Here is a 16,644-nt window from a genome sequence, read left to right on the forward strand (position 1 = left end):
TATGACCAAACTCATCTACAGTGTGTTGTTGTGCCACTTTATCGCTGCGTTTGCCGCGTTAGGTATGCCGCTATTTCTACCCGTCGTGTTGCCAACATTAGGCGCAAGCATTGATGCGGACTGGGCAGGGGTATTGTTTATCCTACCTACGTTTTGTACTGCGTTGGCGGCGCGATTTTGGGGCAACTTTGCCGATCGCTACGGTCGCCGCCGCTCACTCTTGCGTGCGCAACTTGGCCTTGCAGCAGGTTTTGCGCTGTGCGGCTTGGCAGACAACCTCGCCATGTTTGTGTTTGGTCTTATTGTTCAAGGAACCTTTGGCGGCACCATGGCCGCCTCGAACAGCTACTTATCTAGTCAAATTAAAGAAGCCAAAACACTCGGCAAGTCACTCAATAAAACCCAGCTATCTGCTCGCTTGGCGCTGATCGTTGCGCCCATTGGGCTCGGCTGGAGCTTGTCCGAAACCAACCCACTCAACGCGTACCTGTGGTTATGCGTTTTGCCTTTAATTGCTATGGGCATCACGCTAACACTGCCTGCGGATAAACCCGCCGAACGAAACCTCGAAAAGCCAAACTCAGAATCTCAGCAAGAAAAACCGGTTGCACAGAAAAACGCAATGCATGCCATTCGCTGGATCTTCTTTGCTCAGTTCGGGTTTGCGTTTTCCATGGTGGTGACCTTTCCTTATTTCTCGCCGTTTGTGCAGCAATATGGCATCACTCACCACGCATGGATCGGTTTTTTGTACGCACTGCCGCATGGCGTCTATCTGTTGCTGGCAGGCAAAATCCACGTGTTGTCAGATGGGCTGAATCGCCATCAACCGCTGCGCACGTTGTGGCTCGGGTTTGCATTGCTTGCCGTGAGCTCTGCCTTGCATTTGATTGCGTCCGAAACCGCACTCATTGCTGCGAGAATTATCTTTGGCATCGCGATGGTGTGTTGTTATCACGGATTGCATCAGCATCTTGCGAGCAATCTGGATCGCAAACTCAGTGGCAAAGTATTTTCTCGCTTTGATGCCATGTCCAAATGGGGTGGCGTGGCGGCGGGATTTTGCGCTTCTTTCATTTCTAGCTTGGGGCTACTTGAGGTTCCTTTCCTACTTTCTGCGATAGTCAGCGTAATCACCTTGATCGCGCTGGTTCTCCATTCAAAATTTGGAAATCAACATGTTACAAACTCAATCCTCTCAGACTAGCGAGTTGCGCGCGCATGATGTGCAGCTCAATCGGGAGAAGGCCCAACTCAACACGATAATGGGTGTTCTTAATTGTTACTTACGTGAATTTGCGCTACCGAATCAACAAGTGGAATGGCACTACCAATCGACATCGCTACCCCAAACGTTAAAACGCAACTATTCCGCCAAGCAGCGGGTAGCCGTTCATCTTTCTCAACAAAATGGCGTGCTGGTTTTGCCGATTCACTACGCGAGCAAACTGGGCAAAATCAAATTGGCAGAACTGCCGTGGGCGAAAATGCCGGGATCTGGTTGGGCGAAATTGGATGCCACGCAAACTCTTACGCTTTTGCTTAACTATCTCAAGCAGGTGTTGGCGATCCCGTTTAACCATGAGCTGATCGAACAACTAGAAAATAGCGTGCTGGTTACCGAGCAGTTTCTCAACGTCGCGCCCAAATCGCATCACAACGAGTTTATCGCTTCGGAACAGTCTCTGATTTGGGGGCATACTTTCCATCCGACCCCGAAAAGTCGTTCGGGCGTCACCATGGATGATCTCTTGGCGTTTTCTCCAGAAGTCGGCGCGCAAGTCCCGTTGTACTGGTTTGAAGTGGATACGTCCTTACTTGATGTGCTGAGTTCCGACGGAGAAGCTAACCCTGCTCAGCACATGCTACAACAGCTCGCGCCACAACACGCCACCAGCAATGGGAAGACCCTCTACCCTTGCCATCCTTGGGAAAGCTACACCATTTTGAGCAACCCAAGCGTGAAGCGCTCCATTGAACAAGGCAAAATCACGCCACTGGGTTTAGGTGGTGAAAAGATGCAGCCGACCTCTTCAGTTCGTACCCTCTACCACCCAGATATGGACTGGTTTGCGAAATTCTCCATCAACGTACGATTAACCAATTGCGTGCGTAAAAACGCGTGGTACGAACTCGACAGCGCCGTGCAGCTCACGTCGATTCTCAAACCAATAAGAGAAAACGAACAGCTGCACAACCCCGTATTTAAAGTGATGACAGAGCCTTACGCCACTACGTTGAATCTAGAAAGTGTCGCTGAGCGTAATTGGGACGACAACACCAAAGCGCGCGAATCGTTTGGGATTTTATACCGCGAAAATTTCTCGCTGAGCGAAGTCGACATCTTAAAACCAACCCTCGCTGGCGCTCTGTTTGCTTACGACAAAAACGGCAACAGTTGCATTGCTCAACGCCTTAAAAACAAAGCGCGTACTACGCAAAATCGCTATTCCGACATCGCGACACTGTGGTTTGAACGCTATTTGCATTGCCTAATTCCAGGTGTGTTTAACTACTACTTCAAACACGGGGTGGCGTTTGAGCCGCATTTGCAAAACACCTTGATTGGCTTTGAACAAGAGATGCCGTGTTGTGTTTGGATTCGTGATTTGGAAGGCACCAAGTTACTGCCGGAGTTTTGGCCAGCAGAAACATTAACTGACTTGTCTGAACGCGCGCGACAATCGGTTTACTACAGTCGCGAACAAGGCTGGAATCGCATCGGATACTGCACCTTTATCAACAACATCAGCGAAGCGATTTTCTTCATCGCAGAAGGTGATGAGCCACTAGAGCAAACGCTGTGGAATGCGGTGCAAAGTGCCATTGTGCGTTGGCAATCAGTGAATGGGAAACAGCCGGAACTAGAAGCATTGCTGAATGGCGGTCACTTCCCAAGCAAAAATAATTTCACCACACGTTTGATGCAAAAAGCCGATAAGGAGTCGGGCTATACCCAAGTCGCCGCACCTTGGCAACAACACGAAAAAGGAGCGCAACATGCCTAACTCACTCTCTCTACCGACACGCGTTAGCCAGCAAGTTCACACGCTCGCACAGCAGCAAAATCAACCCTTGTGCGCGTACGTGTATGACCTAAACGCCTTAGAAGAACACATCAAACAACTGCGTCACGTTTTGCCGAAAAATGTCGAGCTATTTTACGCAGCCAAAGCCAATCCATCGGGCCCTATTCTCAAAACGCTCGCGCCGTATGTCGATGGTTTTGAAGCGGCGTCTGGCGGGGAGTTGACACACCTCCACCAGCAACAACTCGATAAGCCATTGATCTTCGGTGGCCCCGGAAAAATGCTAAGTGAATTGCAACAAGCGATTGAGCTGGATGTCGATGGAATTCATGTCGAAAGCCTCACCGAGCTAAAGCGCATTGGAGCACTAACCGAGCGCCTCAACCGCCCTACTTCGATCTTTTTGCGTATGAACATTGATATTGGCGACATCACGCTCAGCAAGTTGGCGATGGGTGGCAAGCCGACTCCATTTGGCTTGGACGAGTCCGAACTGAGTAATGCTTTAATGTTGCTGCGCGATTTCCCGCAAGTGTCACTGAAAGGTTTCCATTTTCACTTGATGTCGCATCAGCTCGATGTTGAACGTCACTTAGCGTTGATGCAGCGCTATTTCCAAGTCGTGAAGGCGTGGCAACAGGAGTTCGAACTCGGTGAGCTGATGATCAACTTAGGCGGAGGCATGGGGATTAACTACCAAAACCCTGAGCAACACTTTCCGTGGATGGAGTTTTGCGACAAGTTGGAATTCCTCATCGCTAAAGAGCAAGTGCAAGATTGGACACTGCGTTTTGAATGCGGACGTTTCATCACGGCGGCATGCGGTTATTACGTGATGGAAGTACTGGATATTAAGCAAAATCTTGGCGAAAACTTTGTCATCGCACGCGGGGGGACTCACCATTTCCGCACGCCAGCAGCGCAGAGCCATGATCATCCATTCGTCATCCTGAAAAGCGAGCAACACCATGAGATTTCTCACCCAATTCAGCATGCACAAGCGACCTTTGTCGGCCAGCTTTGTACGCCCAAAGATGTGCTGGCACGCAATCAACACGTCGCCCACGTCGATATTGGTGATTATGTTGTGTTTACCTTAGCGGGCGCCTATGCGTGGAACATCTCCCATCAAAACTTCTTGATGCATGAACCGCCGATCTTCCACTATTTCTAAACGGCACACTTCGCTTTACTCAAGCCCCAATCATTGGGGCTTTTTTATTCCACTCGGCACAAATTCATTGCCATTAACCGCTTTGCGAAATAGCAATAATGCGTTTTATCAGCTCGTCGGGTTCCATCTTGGGATTGCGGTAAAAACGGAAGATTTCCGAGTTTATCGCTTGCTGGGCAACCGGATTGACCGCCATCGAATCAATCATACTCGGCACAGCGAGGTTGTGTTTAACGCCGTAGTGAAAGTCTTGATATGACTGGACCTGACACGGATTAAAATCGCTGATGTCGATATCGGTACGTACCGGAATCGAGCCTTTTACCTTATTGAACTTAGCTTGAAACTCGACATCTGCCAGCGCGCTTGCGGTTTGCTGAGCCGCCTCGGCAGAAAACGACTTGCTCGACATAAACACCAAGCTGTCCATGTTGTAGAGGAATACACCATCGCTGTCAGGCGTTGGGTAACAGCCGACCTCTTGCGGGACTGAGACTTGATTGGCGAGCAGCTCACCTAAAATCCAATCTCCACCGATTTGAAACAGCGCTTGACCGTCGGCTAGCGCTTGGGTCGCCGTATCCCACTTACTGTCGGGTAATTGGTTGTCGATCAACAAACTGAGGCGACGAAATTGCGTCAACGCTTGGCGCAGGGTATCACTGTCGATGCTGTCTCGCTCAAGTTTAACCATTGCATTGGTGTAGAACTCAACGCCGCCAGTGGAGATCACTAAGTTCTCGAAAAGTTGGGCGACTTGCCACGGCTGCTCACCGACTGCGATCGGCACGATGCCATTTTGCTTCGCAAGCTCCATGGCGGCGAACATCTCTTGCCAGTTTTTCGGCGCGGATAGATTCAGTTGTTTAAGCAGCTTGTAGTTGACCCACAGCCAGTTCAAACGGTGCAGCGTAAGTGGCAGGGCGATGTAGCCGTTTTGTGTTTTGTTGATTTCAATAGATAGCGGGTAGAGCACCTCGTCCCAGAGCTGCTCATCGGCAACCGCGTTGACGTTGTGCAAAATACCGATGGCATCCCACGCCTTAATACTTGGCCCTTCGATTTGCGCGAAGCTCGGTGGATTACCCGCCAGCGCGCGAGCTTGCAGTACCGTCATCGCGCTGTCACCACCACCGCCTAACACCGGGCTTTGCAGCAGCTCAATATCGTGCTGTTTCAGTTGTGCTTTAAGTGTTTGCAGCGCTTGCTGCTCGCCGTCAGAAGTCCACCAATGTAAAAACTCTACCCCTTGTGGCGACTCAGCGTGAGCGACGCAAGGGGCGAGCAACAGTGGGAACAAGAATGCCAGTTTGTTCATAGTCAGTCTCTCGGGAAAGTCAGTGTGGCGCAGAGGCCGCCAAACTGAGAATGGCTCAGCGACAAACTGCCGCCGTGAGCCTTTGCAATGCTCTGTGAAATGGTTAACCCCAGCCCACTGCCTTCTTTATCGTTGCTAGCGCGGAAGTATGGCTGGCAGAGCTTTTCAAGTAATAAATCGTCAACACCATCACCGTGATCTTCAATTTCAATCTGGATCGACTCTGGGCTTTCACTCAGCGTAATGTCCGCTTGATGGCCGTATTTGAGCGCGTTATCGACCAAATTCTGAATGCAGCGCTTAATCGCTAACGGTTTACCAGCAAAGTGGGTGCGGATTTCACCGTGGATGCGAATTGTGTCTGGCGCATCGGCGATATTGGCGGAAATGTGCTGAATCAGTTGGGTGAAATTGATCGGCTCGATTTCCTCGTGGATATCGGTCTCTTTAATGCATTGCAATGCGCCTTTGACCATCAAGTCTAGGTCGTTACTCAGGCGGATAAAGCGTTCTCGGTCGGCGTCGTCATCCAGCATTTCCGCCCGCAGTTTTAGGCAGGCTATCGGCGTTTTCAGATCGTGGGAGATGGCGCTGAACAGCATCTCGCGGTCTTTAATGTGGCTGTCGATGCGTCGATTCATCTTGTTAAACGCACGTACCGCCGCTTTCAGTTCGTTACTGCCTCGCTCAGAGACTTCGGGCACGTCTAGTCGGCTCGACATCAGGGTTGCTGCTTTTGCCAGCTCTCGAATGGGTTGAATCTCTTTGCGAACGATAAACCAGGTACACAGCAACAACATTAGCGCGGACAGCAATAGTGTCAGCCATTGGCGCAGCTCAAAATAGTTAGTCTCTAGGTTGATGTAAGGCGCGGGTAGCACCGCCGCGAGATAAAACCATTCGTTCTGCGCGACTTCGACCTGCATCACCAGAATAGGCGGATTGAGGTCACCAAACGAAAGCGAATAATGCGCCCACAATAGCGGCAGTTCGTCGATAGGTAGCTCGTTGTTGAACACTTTGAGTTTGTCGCGCTGGGTGAACTCCACCTCGATATTAGGAATGCCGCTCAACTCACTTTCTAATACCTCGCGAACTTGGTTGATGACCAACGTTTTGCGTTCGCTCTCCGGCAGCGGGTCGACGTTAATCTGGTGATTGTTGAGTGAGACGAAGAAGCGCGTGCCGCCCATATTGCGTAGTTGATTGAGCACCAAGTGGCGGTATTCCGAAGGGAGGGTTTGAAAGAAGGCGATGGTAGAAGAAGCACTCAGTGCTAAGCTTTTGACTGTGGTGGTCAGGCCTTCTTTATCGCGTTCGCTGGCGTGTTGATACCAGATAATTCCGGATAATACCTGCGCCAGAATGATCACCAGCAACAGGAATACACTGGTACGAACGACCAGTGATCCCGTCCAGCGTTTAATTCTCATAATGCACGTCCGTGGTCAGCATGTAGCCTTTGTTGCGCACTGTTAGGATCAGCGAGCGGTCTTTATCTTCAAGGTGATGACGCAAGCGGCTGATCTGCACGTCAATACCGCGTTCAAACGGGTCAGCATCGCGTCCCCAGATCTCGCGCGCAATGTCATCGCGAGACAATATTGATTGCGCGTGGTTGACGAACAAACCGAGCAGTGACAAATCCGCGCCACTCAGTTGTTTGACCTCGCGGCTAGCAACGTGGGTCAGTTGCCGGGTTACGGTATCTAACAACCAGTCGTCAAAACGCACTTTACGCGTCAGTTTGCTATTGGCGGTCGTTTGGCTGCGTCTCAGAATCGTTTTGATGCGCGCGAGCAGTTCACGCGGGCTGAATGATTTGGTGATGTAGTCGTCAGCGCCCATTTCTAGCCCTGCGACTCGGTCGGCTTCTTCAGTGACGGCGGTCAGCATGATGATCGGGATATCGGAGTTTTTGCGCAGTTTCTGGCACAGGGTAAAGCCGTCTTCACCGGGCATCATAATATCGAGGATGATTAAATCAGGATGGTGATCGTTGAGCAGTTGCCACATCACGCCGCCGTTTTCTGCGCAAAGCACTTCAAACCCTGCGCGACCAAGGTAATCTGACAATGCTTCGCGAAGGTCGAGGTTGTCATCGACGACCAGTATCTGCTTGTTTTCCATCCTACTTTCCCTGTGTCCGTCCCTGTGCCTGCCCCTGAGTTTGGCGCTGGCCAATATGATGCATTCTTAAACGCCCATGCACAATCGAGCCGATTGCAATTTTCACTTCTCGGTGTAAGAGATTTGTAAGCGGCCACTTACAAACTGATTGCCTTTTGTAACCTTAGGCGCCGCCTTGCTCGCTATGATCATCCTGACCTTACGTGAAACAACATGACCTGAAGGAATCAGGTCCTACAACACTGGCATTCGTCAGGAGGAAACCATGTTTGCAAGTATATTTGGACAACTACAAAAAATAGGGCGGTCGTTGATGCTGCCTGTGGCGGTGTTACCGGTGGCTGGCTTGATGCTGGGTATTGGTAACGCGGGGTTTGCGTTTATTCCAGACGCGGTCAACAAAGTGATGCTCGCCGCCGGTGAAGGCGTGTTCGGCAACATGCAGTTGATGTTTGCGGTCGGTGTGGCGCTCGGGTTATCAAAAGGCAATGACGGTGCCGCTGCGCTCGCAGGCTTAGTTGGCCTAATTATTATGAACGCATCGCTCGGTATTGTGACTGGCCTACGCGGCTTAGAAACTGATGCTACCATCATGGGCGTTGAGACGCTGCAAACCGGGGTGTTTGGCGGCATCTTTATCGGTGCGGTCGCGGCAATCATGTACAACCGCTTCTACAACATCAAACTGCCGGAGTATTTGGGCTTCTTCGCGGGTAAGCGATTTGTGCCCATTGTCACCGGTTTATCGGCGATCGTCGTTGGTGCGATTCTCGCGTTTGCATGGCCACCTGTCGGACAACTTCTTGATGCATTCTCTCATTGGGCAGCGTACCAAAACCCTGTACTCGCGTGGGCGGTTTACGGCGCGGGCGAACGTTCACTACTCCCGGTTGGTTTGCACCACATCTGGAATGCGCCGTTCTTCTTTGAAGTCGGCAGCTATGTAGACCCAGAAACCGGCAAAGAGTTTACCGGTGAGCTCACTCGCTTCTTCGCGGGCGATAAAACCGCAGGTTATCTGTCTGGTGGCTTTATGTACTCCATGTGGGCACTACCAGCAGCGGCACTGGCGATTTACCACTGCGCGTCTCCTGAGCGTAAGAAAATCGTCGGCGGTTTGATGATGTCTGCGGCGTTGACCTCTTGGTTGACTGGTATCACAGAGCCAATCGAATTTACCTTCCTATTCGTCGCGCCAGTGCTGTACGTGATCCATATTTTCCTCACCGGTATTGCGTTTGCGATCACCGCGTTTTTGGAAATCAAACACAGTACGGACTTTGCGCACGGCGCGATCCAGTTCTTCCTTTACTACCCAATGTCGACCAACGCGTGGATGTTCATCATCATCGGTCCAATCTGGGCGACGCTGTACTACGGCTTGTTCCGCTTCCTAATTGTGAAGTTGGATCTGAAAACGCCAGGTCGTGAAACCGACATTGCAGAAGTGAAGATTGCCGGACAGCCTGATGAAATTGCGGTGGATGTAGTCGCTGCATTGGGCGGCAAAGCCAATATTAAGTCAGTCGATGCGTGTATCACTCGTCTGCGTGTCTCGGTGAAAGACATCGCTAACGTTGATGTTGCTAAGCTAAAAGCACTTGGCGCGCGAGATGTGTTAGTGATTGGCGACAGTTTACAAGCGATTTTCGGCACGCAGTCTGACTCAATTAAGTCAGAAGTGCACAGCGTACTCGCCACCTCCTGATCTTATCTACCCCCAGTCTAGGTAAGATTTGCCAACCTCCTTGTGAGGTTGGCTTTTTCGTTTTTGGGATAAAAAAAGCGAAGCCAATAACCAGCCCTACTTCGCCGCCGCGTTGGTTAAATTGCCCAGCACGCCGCTGATTTTGTTCAATACCTCGTCGCAGCCTTCAATATGATGGCGCTGTTTTAAATACATCGGATCGTTATAAGCTAACCACGTTTTGCCTTCTGCATCTTCATACACCAACACTTTTTGGGGTAAATCGAGCGCCACTTCCTGCGCACAGATCATCAGTGGCGTGCCCACTTTAGGGTTCCCAAACACGATAACTTCGGTTGGTCGCAACGTCATATCGACTTTCACGGCGTTCTCTTGATGGTTAATGCGCGCAAAGACGTTCAACCCTTTTTCTTGCGCGATAGCGACAAATTTATCCGCCGTATCTTTTGCTGAATGCGTGCTCGCAACGGTTACCACACCCTCACCAGCTAACGCACTCAATGACGTCAACGCCACGACCAACCCGATGATTACTTTTTTCATTTGTCGTCCCTTCCTCTCTCTGAGTCGAAAACTAAATATAGAAAAACCAAGTGTAGGAAAACTATAGAAGTCAGATTCCGCTATCGCGAACTGCACTCTACCCACTCAAGAGTCGACCGTGTAACACGGATTAATTGATTCAGATTAATAAAGCGTTAACTAGCTGAGCATCAAAAGCGTGAAATACGTAACATTTGCAGCCTATTTTAGTAAGAAAGAGAAAAGTAGTGACACGCGATCAATTTGAGTTATTAGCACCCGGTGGTGATTTAGATTCCATCAAAGCCGCCATTGCCGCTGGCGCCGATGCAATTTACTGTGGGCTCGACCGCTTCAATGCTCGTAACCGAGCGACCAACCTCACCTTAGATAACTTAAATGGCGTGTTAACGTTAGCCCATCAGCACAGCTGTAAGATTTTCCTAACGTTGAATGTGCTGATTTTAGAAAGTGAAATTCCGGCGATTGTTCGCTTACTCAGTCAACTGAACACCACCAAAATCGATGGCGTGATCGTGCAAGATCTCGGTCTGGCCTACATTCTCAAACATCACTTTCCCGATTTGGATATGCACGCTTCAACGCAACTAAACACGCATAACGAAGGCCAGATCCTCTTTCTCAACCAGCTCACCGCAAGCCGAGTAAACTTATCTCGCGAACTTAACATCAGTGAGATAAAACATCTGGCGCAATTTGGTCGCGAGCACAACGTAATGATGGAAGTGTTTGTCCACGGCTCATACTGCATCGGATTCTCCGGAATTTGCTACATCAGTTCAGCTCGCAATGGCGCATCAGGTAACCGTGGACGCTGTAGCCAACCTTGTCGCGAACAGTACGAAACGACCAAAACGGGCAACAACTACCCACTCAATATGAAAGACAATTCCGCCTTTGGGGACTTGGAAGCGCTTGCCGATGCTGGCGTGTATTCATTAAAAGTGGAAGGACGAATCAAGAAATCGCACTACGTCTATACCGTGGTCGACAATTGGCGCCAGCAAATCGATCGCTTGTGCGAGGGTTTGGAACTCTCTGAAGACACAACCGAGTTATACACGGTGTTCAACCGTGATTTCTCCAACGCATTTTTGCAAGGTGATTTCGGCAAGGCGATGTACATCGACAACCCGCGCGACCACGCTGTAAAGCATTTTTCGAAGGTTTACCAATGCCAGTCTGCTGATGATGTACAAGCGGTGAAAAAGAAACTCTACGACGACAAAACCGCGATCATTGAGAAAGTGGCAGAGCAAACTAAGTCGTTCGATGTCACTTCGACACAAGTATCCGGCAGCAGCTTGAAAGGGTCGATTGATGTGCCAGCTCTGCCAGCGTTACCTCAACCAGAGCCTCGCCAAGGTGCGCCAAAATTATCGGTTCTGATCTCGTCAGCACAAGAAGCCATGCTGTGCGAATACCACGACATTGATGTTTACTATCAATTGCCAATGGGATTGTCTGGCGAACTGAGCGCGATGATTGAGTTGTTCCACGCCAACCCAATGCTCAAACCTTGGTTCCCAGCCATTTTGATTGGCGAAGACTACCACGCCGCGCGCGTATTTTTGGAAACCATCCAACCTGAGTTGTTGATCACCAACAACTCAGGCGTCGGCATGATCGCAAAAGAGCTCGGCTTAGGCTGGGTGGCAGGCCCACAAATGAACACGGTGAACTCATACGCGTTTAAATGCCTTCAAGACGAGTTCGCGGCAAGTGGCGCGTTTGTTTCTAACGAGCTGAATATGAAGCAGATGCGCCATATCAAGCGTCCGAAAAACATGCGCAGCTTCTACAGCATTTATAATCCAAATACCCTACTCACGAGCCGCCAATGTTTGTTCCAACAAACCGAAGGATGCCGTAAGGTGAAGGTCAACAAAGGTTGTTTGAAACGCTGTGATAAACGCACGTCTATCATCAACTTAAAATACAATCCTTACGTGGTGCAAAAACAGAAAGGCAGCCACAATTCGATCTACAGCGAACACAACGTCTTAAACCTGCAAGTGCTGCACGATCTGCCTCAATTATTTACCGATGTGTTGATCGATCTGCGTGATATCCAGACCGAAACGAAAGTCTCAGCGAGCAAACCTGAGTTGATTGACGCGTTCTTAGCTCTACTTGAAGAACACAGCGAACAAACCGTCCAAACGCTGAATGCCATGATTCAACCAACAGCCAACGCGCAGTATTTAAAGGGGTTGTAGAATTTTTCTAACGAGGCAAACAAAACAATAAATTATCCTACACTCTACTAGAGGGAAGCGTAACGCTTTGTAAGTCAGATGGTTGGCTGAAGAACATAGTTCATCAATAGAAGAACTTCCTGGCCATTTGAGATAATTTATTTGAGTACGCCATGAAAATATCTAAAGGTATCGAAGAGCAGGGGATCCCTGTCGGAAACTATTACGACAAATACAATACTCAGAACCCCATCGCCAGAAAAATGATGAGCAATTTCGATCATCATTTATCGCAACTGGTTGATATGGTCACACCAAAGTCGATACACGAAATCGGCTGCGGAGAAGGAGTCTGGGCACTTAAATGGCATCAACAAGGGATCCGTGTGAAAGGGAGTGACTTCTCCCAACAAGTGATTCAACTAGCAAGAGACAATGCCCAAGCACACAACTTGGAAGACATTTTGTTTGAACAAAAAAGTGTGTATGACGTTGCTAGAAACACTGATTCTGCTGACCTTGTTGTTTGTTGTGAGGTCTTGGAACACCTAGAGCATCCCGAGCAAGCACTAGCAACATTGCAAGATCTCGATACTGACTATTACATTTTTAGTGTGCCAAGAGAGCCGTTGTGGTGTGCGTTAAACATGGCAAGAGGTAAATATTTAAACAGTTGGGGCAATACTCCCGGACATATCCAACACTGGTCCAAGAATGCCTTTCTGACTTTGCTCAATCAACACTTTGAGATTCTCGAAGTACGCTCTCCCATTCCTTGGACCATGGTTTTATGCCAGCGTGTGAATCATGAAACATAATAAGAGTAAATTCATATTAAGTTGGGTTGGGCGAATCATTACTATTTTTTCCATCGCCTTTGTATTAATCAAGCTCTCTACATACTCGCAGCAACTGAATATTCAGGATATTCCCTCTTACTCCTATCTGGTATTTATTTTTTGCATAGGCCTCTACGCCTTTGGCAATTATGTTCTTTCTATGGCGTGGCGACTTTTAGTCGCGAACAGTGAATATACTTTGTCTGCATCAACTGCTATTTGGGTGTTTGGCGGATCTCAAATTGCTAAGTATCTACCTGGAAACATTTTCCAATTCGCTAGCCGACAAGTAATTGGCGTACAACACGGAATTAAGAATAATGTATTACTGAAATCGACCTTATGGGAAATAGGGTTGATGGGTATTGCGGCTGGTTCGTTTGGCGTCTTTCTGCTGAATGAGTACTTCCCTAGTTTAATGGGGTACGAGATGACTTTATTCGCTGGATTTATCGTGATCACCGGATCAATATTAAGCTTGATAGCCAGTCGCAATTACCTAAAAGCTTGTGGGCTTTATCTCTGCTTTTTTTTGGTATCGGGCGGCATTTTCTCACTCATATTTTTTACGCTAAACGACAATCTAACTCCAACTTTAGAGACATTTTTACATACATCTTGTTACTTCATCATCGCATGGTTAATAGGGTTTGCCACCCCAGGTTCTCCTGCAGGGTTGGGTGTCCGAGAGGCTGTTTTAATCACACTTCTAGATTCGCCGAGTATTGAAGATACACTCTTAGTTGCAGTCCTTGTTTCCAGAATCGTCACGGTTCTAGGGGATATGTTGTTCTTCGCTATCTCGAGTTTATTTAGGCCTAAGCAAGCCGTATCAAATAACTCACTTCTTTAAAGTATCGAGGTAACTCGCTATTACTCTCCAGATCGTTTTCGCTTGGTTTCAAACTGATAAGTGGGCAACTTTTCCTGATGCTCCAGCTTTTCTTCCAATACCTCAATTCGGTGCAATACTTTTTCGGTCAGCTTTCGATTGAACCCTATTAGATCGGCCACCAACCCCATCAATAAAGTGATGAAACCCAAGATAAGTAGCGTTGACCCCAAGACCAATGACTGAATATGGCCATCTCCTGCTCCATTTAAAAAGAAATACAGGAATCGCATAATGGGAATCACACCACAAATCATCGCCACCGAGCCAATAAACAAAAACACTTGCAGAGGTCGATACATGGTATAAACCCTGACCAAGGTAGAGAGCGACATTTTTAGAAACTGCGGAATGCTCTTAAACAGACGGGACTCTCGCGTTTTTTCATTAGTTCGGATTGGCACCGAAACCACACCAATCCTTTTTGCACTTGCTTGAATCAACATTTCTATTGTGTAGCTAAAATCCGATACGATATTAAGTTGTTGTGCCGCACTTCTCGATATTGCGCGAAAACCACTCACAGCATCTTTAACATCCAATCCCGTCGCTTTGGCAATAATAAAGCTCCCCGACACTTGTAAACATCGTTTAAATACAGAGAAATGTGTATTGCTATACCCTCCTCGGTCACCAACAACAATTTCTGCTTTGTGCTCGATAATAGGCTTAACCAAGTGCGGAATATCGGCCCCATTATATTGATTATCGCCATCGGTGTTCACAATGATATCAGCATGAAGACGAAGGCACTCCTCAATCCCTCTTCGAAATGAGTAAGCAAGCCCCTTATTGCCCTGGTTAGTAATAATGTGCTCAACACCACACTTGCGTGCGACTTCTGAAGTACCATCCGTAGAACCATCATCGATGATTAGAATCTCTATCTTAGCGATACCATCAACGCGCTTTGGTATTGAGCGAATAACATCAGCAATATTGTCCGCTTCGTTAAAGCACGGAATTTGAACAATTAACTTCATGCTTGCTCCTCATGTTCTGAATCAACATTACTGTGCGTATTAGAAGCCGGTAAATAACCTCTGCTTCTCTTCAAGATTGCGAGGTCGGTACAGGTTATCTCCCCAACGCAGAACGACTTTACCTGGCTCTTTCGACACTAATTCATAGCCCCCCCGCGCCAAGTACCGTGCTTGACCTGCCAACCAAACCTTGCCATTAATCAGAAGACTATTGCTAGCTTCAAGCGTATATACGCCCTCGATGTTGACCTTAACTTCCCGACTAAGAGAGTTGGGCGTCAGTTCAAACGTCTTTCCTGCAACATACAGATGCGACCAATGATGAATGTAGTTCTGCCTTAACGCTTGAATATCTTGCCTTAATAGCCCTTTATCGGTTTTGTCAGGGCCAAACACATCTAAATAGTGCGAATTAACCAGTACAAAAGCCGGATTGTCTTGCTCTATTGCATTGCGAATAACGGGGATGTTTCTCGCAATATAATCTTCGTAACCCCACGTACTCATGAAAAAACCTTGTTTTGAAAAAGTCGGAACCATGGAGCATCGATCAATATAAGCAACAGGCTGAGGAAAGATTTTATGTATTTCATCAAGAAACTGACGCTGGTAGGCCAAGTTGCTTTTTATCGGTAAAACAAAACCATTCACCACAATGGATACCGCAAACAAGCAGGGAACAATAAAATTAAAAAATTGTGCAACTCTTGCGTTAGTGAAATTCTGGATACCAACCCAAGCCACAGCAAACAAAGCACTCACTGGAGCAAGCATAAAAGAGTAATAGTATGGGAAAGCGTTGCGATAAAAGAGCAAAGTGAAGAGTAATAAACTTAGGCACAAAAACTTAATCGATGACTCACGGCTTAATAGCTTTTGCGAAAAACACGCATAAACAGCAGTACCAATACCAATGAAAAGAGCTAACCAATACCATGAGTTCGTCGAAACTGAATGAACAAAGTAAAACAATCGAGGAAAAAGCTCGCGCTGGTTTAGTGTCTTATCCGCAGCACCGAACATCGTTCCTGCATCACCAACCGAACTCGCTCCATGTATAGAGAAGTAATGCCAACTGTATAGCATCGCAAAGGCAACCAGTATTGCGACTCCATACATGAGAACTTGCCTAAAATAACGCTTACGATTTCGCGACCAATAAAGCGAGGTTAAAACTATGCCTATAAAAGTCGGGATATACAGAGCGGTCTTTAAAGTGACGAGCAAGGCGACAGCCGTAAGGACACCAGCAAGAATGGATACACGCCAAGAAAATGTTGTACTAAACACATAATACAGCGCCGCCATGATCATACATGTCGCGATAGGATCAGTACGAAAACTGGCCCCCATACGAACATTATAAACAAAAGAAAAATAGGCAAGCACCGCAAAAAGTGCCGCCGATTTGCTGCAGTACAATCGACATAACTTGTATAGATAAAATCCCGTGAGTAATTGAAAGAAGACCATAACGACTCTCGCCACAATGATCTGGTCAACATCGTTATCTGATACACCACTCAGCCAAGTAAAGAAGTGAATGTGAAAGGTTTGGAAACTATTAATCACCTCGCCGTTAATAAACCGATGCACAAAAGATAGGTAATAAAACTCGTCCCAATTTACTTCGTAATTAAACGCAACAAAAAACCGAGCGATTACAGCCACTACGATTAGAATACAAAGAAAAATAGAAGTGCTAGAGGTAGTATCTCTATCCGATAAATGACGTTTATTAACCTGTTCAACAGTCTTCATTCACCCTTCCTTGTTAATCGTTTCTCGACTAGTGGCATGCTCTGAGACATTAAGTTGTATGAATAAGGT

Annotated in this window: 13 protein-coding genes; 7 read left to right on the plus strand and 6 right to left on the minus strand. The window is 47.9% G+C overall.

All coding sequences use genetic code 11. From position 1 onward, the window contains the following. Position 1 precedes the first annotated feature (1 nt). From UQW94_RS05180 to UQW94_RS05190, 3 genes are read left to right on the plus strand one after another with little or no spacing between them, the layout of a single operon-like run. Entirely contained in the window at positions 2-1,207 is a 1,206-nt protein-coding gene (locus UQW94_RS05180) for an MFS transporter (protein ID WP_151515253.1), read from the plus strand. Continuing rightward, entirely contained in the window at positions 1,179-3,008 is a 1,830-nt protein-coding gene (locus tag UQW94_RS05185) for an IucA/IucC family protein (protein WP_322142055.1), read from the plus strand. The genes UQW94_RS05180 and UQW94_RS05185 overlap by 29 nt, the downstream gene beginning before the upstream one ends. After that, positions 3,001-4,203: a type III PLP-dependent enzyme gene (locus UQW94_RS05190; RefSeq protein ID WP_322142056.1), complete on the plus strand. Its 1,203-nt coding sequence runs from the start codon at positions 3,001-3,003 to the stop codon at positions 4,201-4,203. Before UQW94_RS05185 ends, UQW94_RS05190 begins: the two co-directional genes overlap by 8 nt. Positions 4,204-4,276: 73 nt before the next feature. Here the strand turns inward: UQW94_RS05190 and UQW94_RS05195 are convergent, their stop codons facing one another. The 3 genes from UQW94_RS05195 to UQW94_RS05205 are packed head-to-tail and all read right to left on the minus strand — an operon-like array spanning position 4,277 to position 7,651. Next, positions 4,277-5,521, minus strand: coding sequence for an ABC transporter substrate-binding protein (locus UQW94_RS05195; protein WP_322142057.1), 1,245 nt, complete (start codon positions 5,519-5,521; stop codon positions 4,277-4,279). Between the two features lie 2 nt (positions 5,522-5,523). Continuing rightward, entirely contained in the window at positions 5,524-6,954 is a 1,431-nt protein-coding gene (locus UQW94_RS05200; RefSeq protein WP_322142058.1) for an ATP-binding protein, read from the minus strand. After that, positions 6,944-7,651 carry a response regulator gene (locus tag UQW94_RS05205; protein WP_021450481.1) on the minus strand — a complete coding sequence of 236 codons (708 nt, stop codon included), beginning with the start codon at positions 7,649-7,651 and terminating at the stop codon, positions 6,944-6,946. Before UQW94_RS05205 ends, UQW94_RS05200 begins: the two co-directional genes overlap by 11 nt. A 265-nt stretch (positions 7,652-7,916) precedes the next feature. Here UQW94_RS05205 and ptsG point away from each other — a divergent pair, with 265 nt between their 5' ends. Then, a complete protein-coding gene (gene ptsG, locus UQW94_RS05210; RefSeq protein WP_025500127.1) occupies positions 7,917-9,359 on the plus strand; it encodes a glucose-specific PTS transporter subunit IIBC in 1,443 nt (480 codons plus the stop codon). A gap of 96 nt (positions 9,360-9,455) precedes the next feature. Here the strand turns inward: ptsG and UQW94_RS05215 are convergent, their stop codons facing one another. Beyond that, a complete protein-coding gene (locus tag UQW94_RS05215) occupies positions 9,456-9,902 on the minus strand; it encodes a DUF302 domain-containing protein (RefSeq protein ID WP_023584460.1) in 447 nt (148 codons plus the stop codon). A gap of 227 nt (positions 9,903-10,129) precedes the next feature. Here UQW94_RS05215 and UQW94_RS05220 point away from each other — a divergent pair, with 227 nt between their 5' ends. From UQW94_RS05220 to UQW94_RS05230, 3 genes are all read left to right on the plus strand, one after another. Then, positions 10,130-12,121 (plus strand): U32 family peptidase, encoded by a 1,992-nt coding sequence (locus tag UQW94_RS05220; protein ID WP_322142059.1) that lies wholly within the window; start codon positions 10,130-10,132, stop codon positions 12,119-12,121. Positions 12,122-12,273: 152 nt separating this feature from the next. Then, entirely contained in the window at positions 12,274-12,918 is a 645-nt protein-coding gene (locus UQW94_RS05225; protein ID WP_322142060.1) for a class I SAM-dependent methyltransferase, read from the plus strand. Beyond that, positions 12,908-13,792, plus strand: a complete 885-nt coding sequence (locus tag UQW94_RS05230; protein WP_225473611.1) for a hypothetical protein — start codon at positions 12,908-12,910, stop codon at positions 13,790-13,792. Before UQW94_RS05225 ends, UQW94_RS05230 begins: the two co-directional genes overlap by 11 nt. 20 nt (positions 13,793-13,812) lie before the next feature. Here the strand turns inward: UQW94_RS05230 and UQW94_RS05235 are convergent, their stop codons facing one another. Both UQW94_RS05235 and UQW94_RS05240 read right to left on the minus strand, forming a co-directional pair. Continuing rightward, a complete protein-coding gene (locus UQW94_RS05235) occupies positions 13,813-14,814 on the minus strand; it encodes a glycosyltransferase family 2 protein (protein ID WP_005395558.1) in 1,002 nt (333 codons plus the stop codon). Positions 14,815-14,853: 39 nt separating this feature from the next. Continuing rightward, positions 14,854-16,575, minus strand: coding sequence for an ArnT family glycosyltransferase (locus tag UQW94_RS05240; RefSeq protein WP_225473609.1), 1,722 nt, complete (start codon positions 16,573-16,575; stop codon positions 14,854-14,856). Positions 16,576-16,644 lie beyond the last annotated feature (69 nt).

Source organism: Vibrio sp. PBL-C16, assembly GCF_034321865.1.
Taxonomy (GTDB): domain Bacteria; phylum Pseudomonadota; class Gammaproteobacteria; order Enterobacterales; family Vibrionaceae; genus Vibrio; species Vibrio alginolyticus.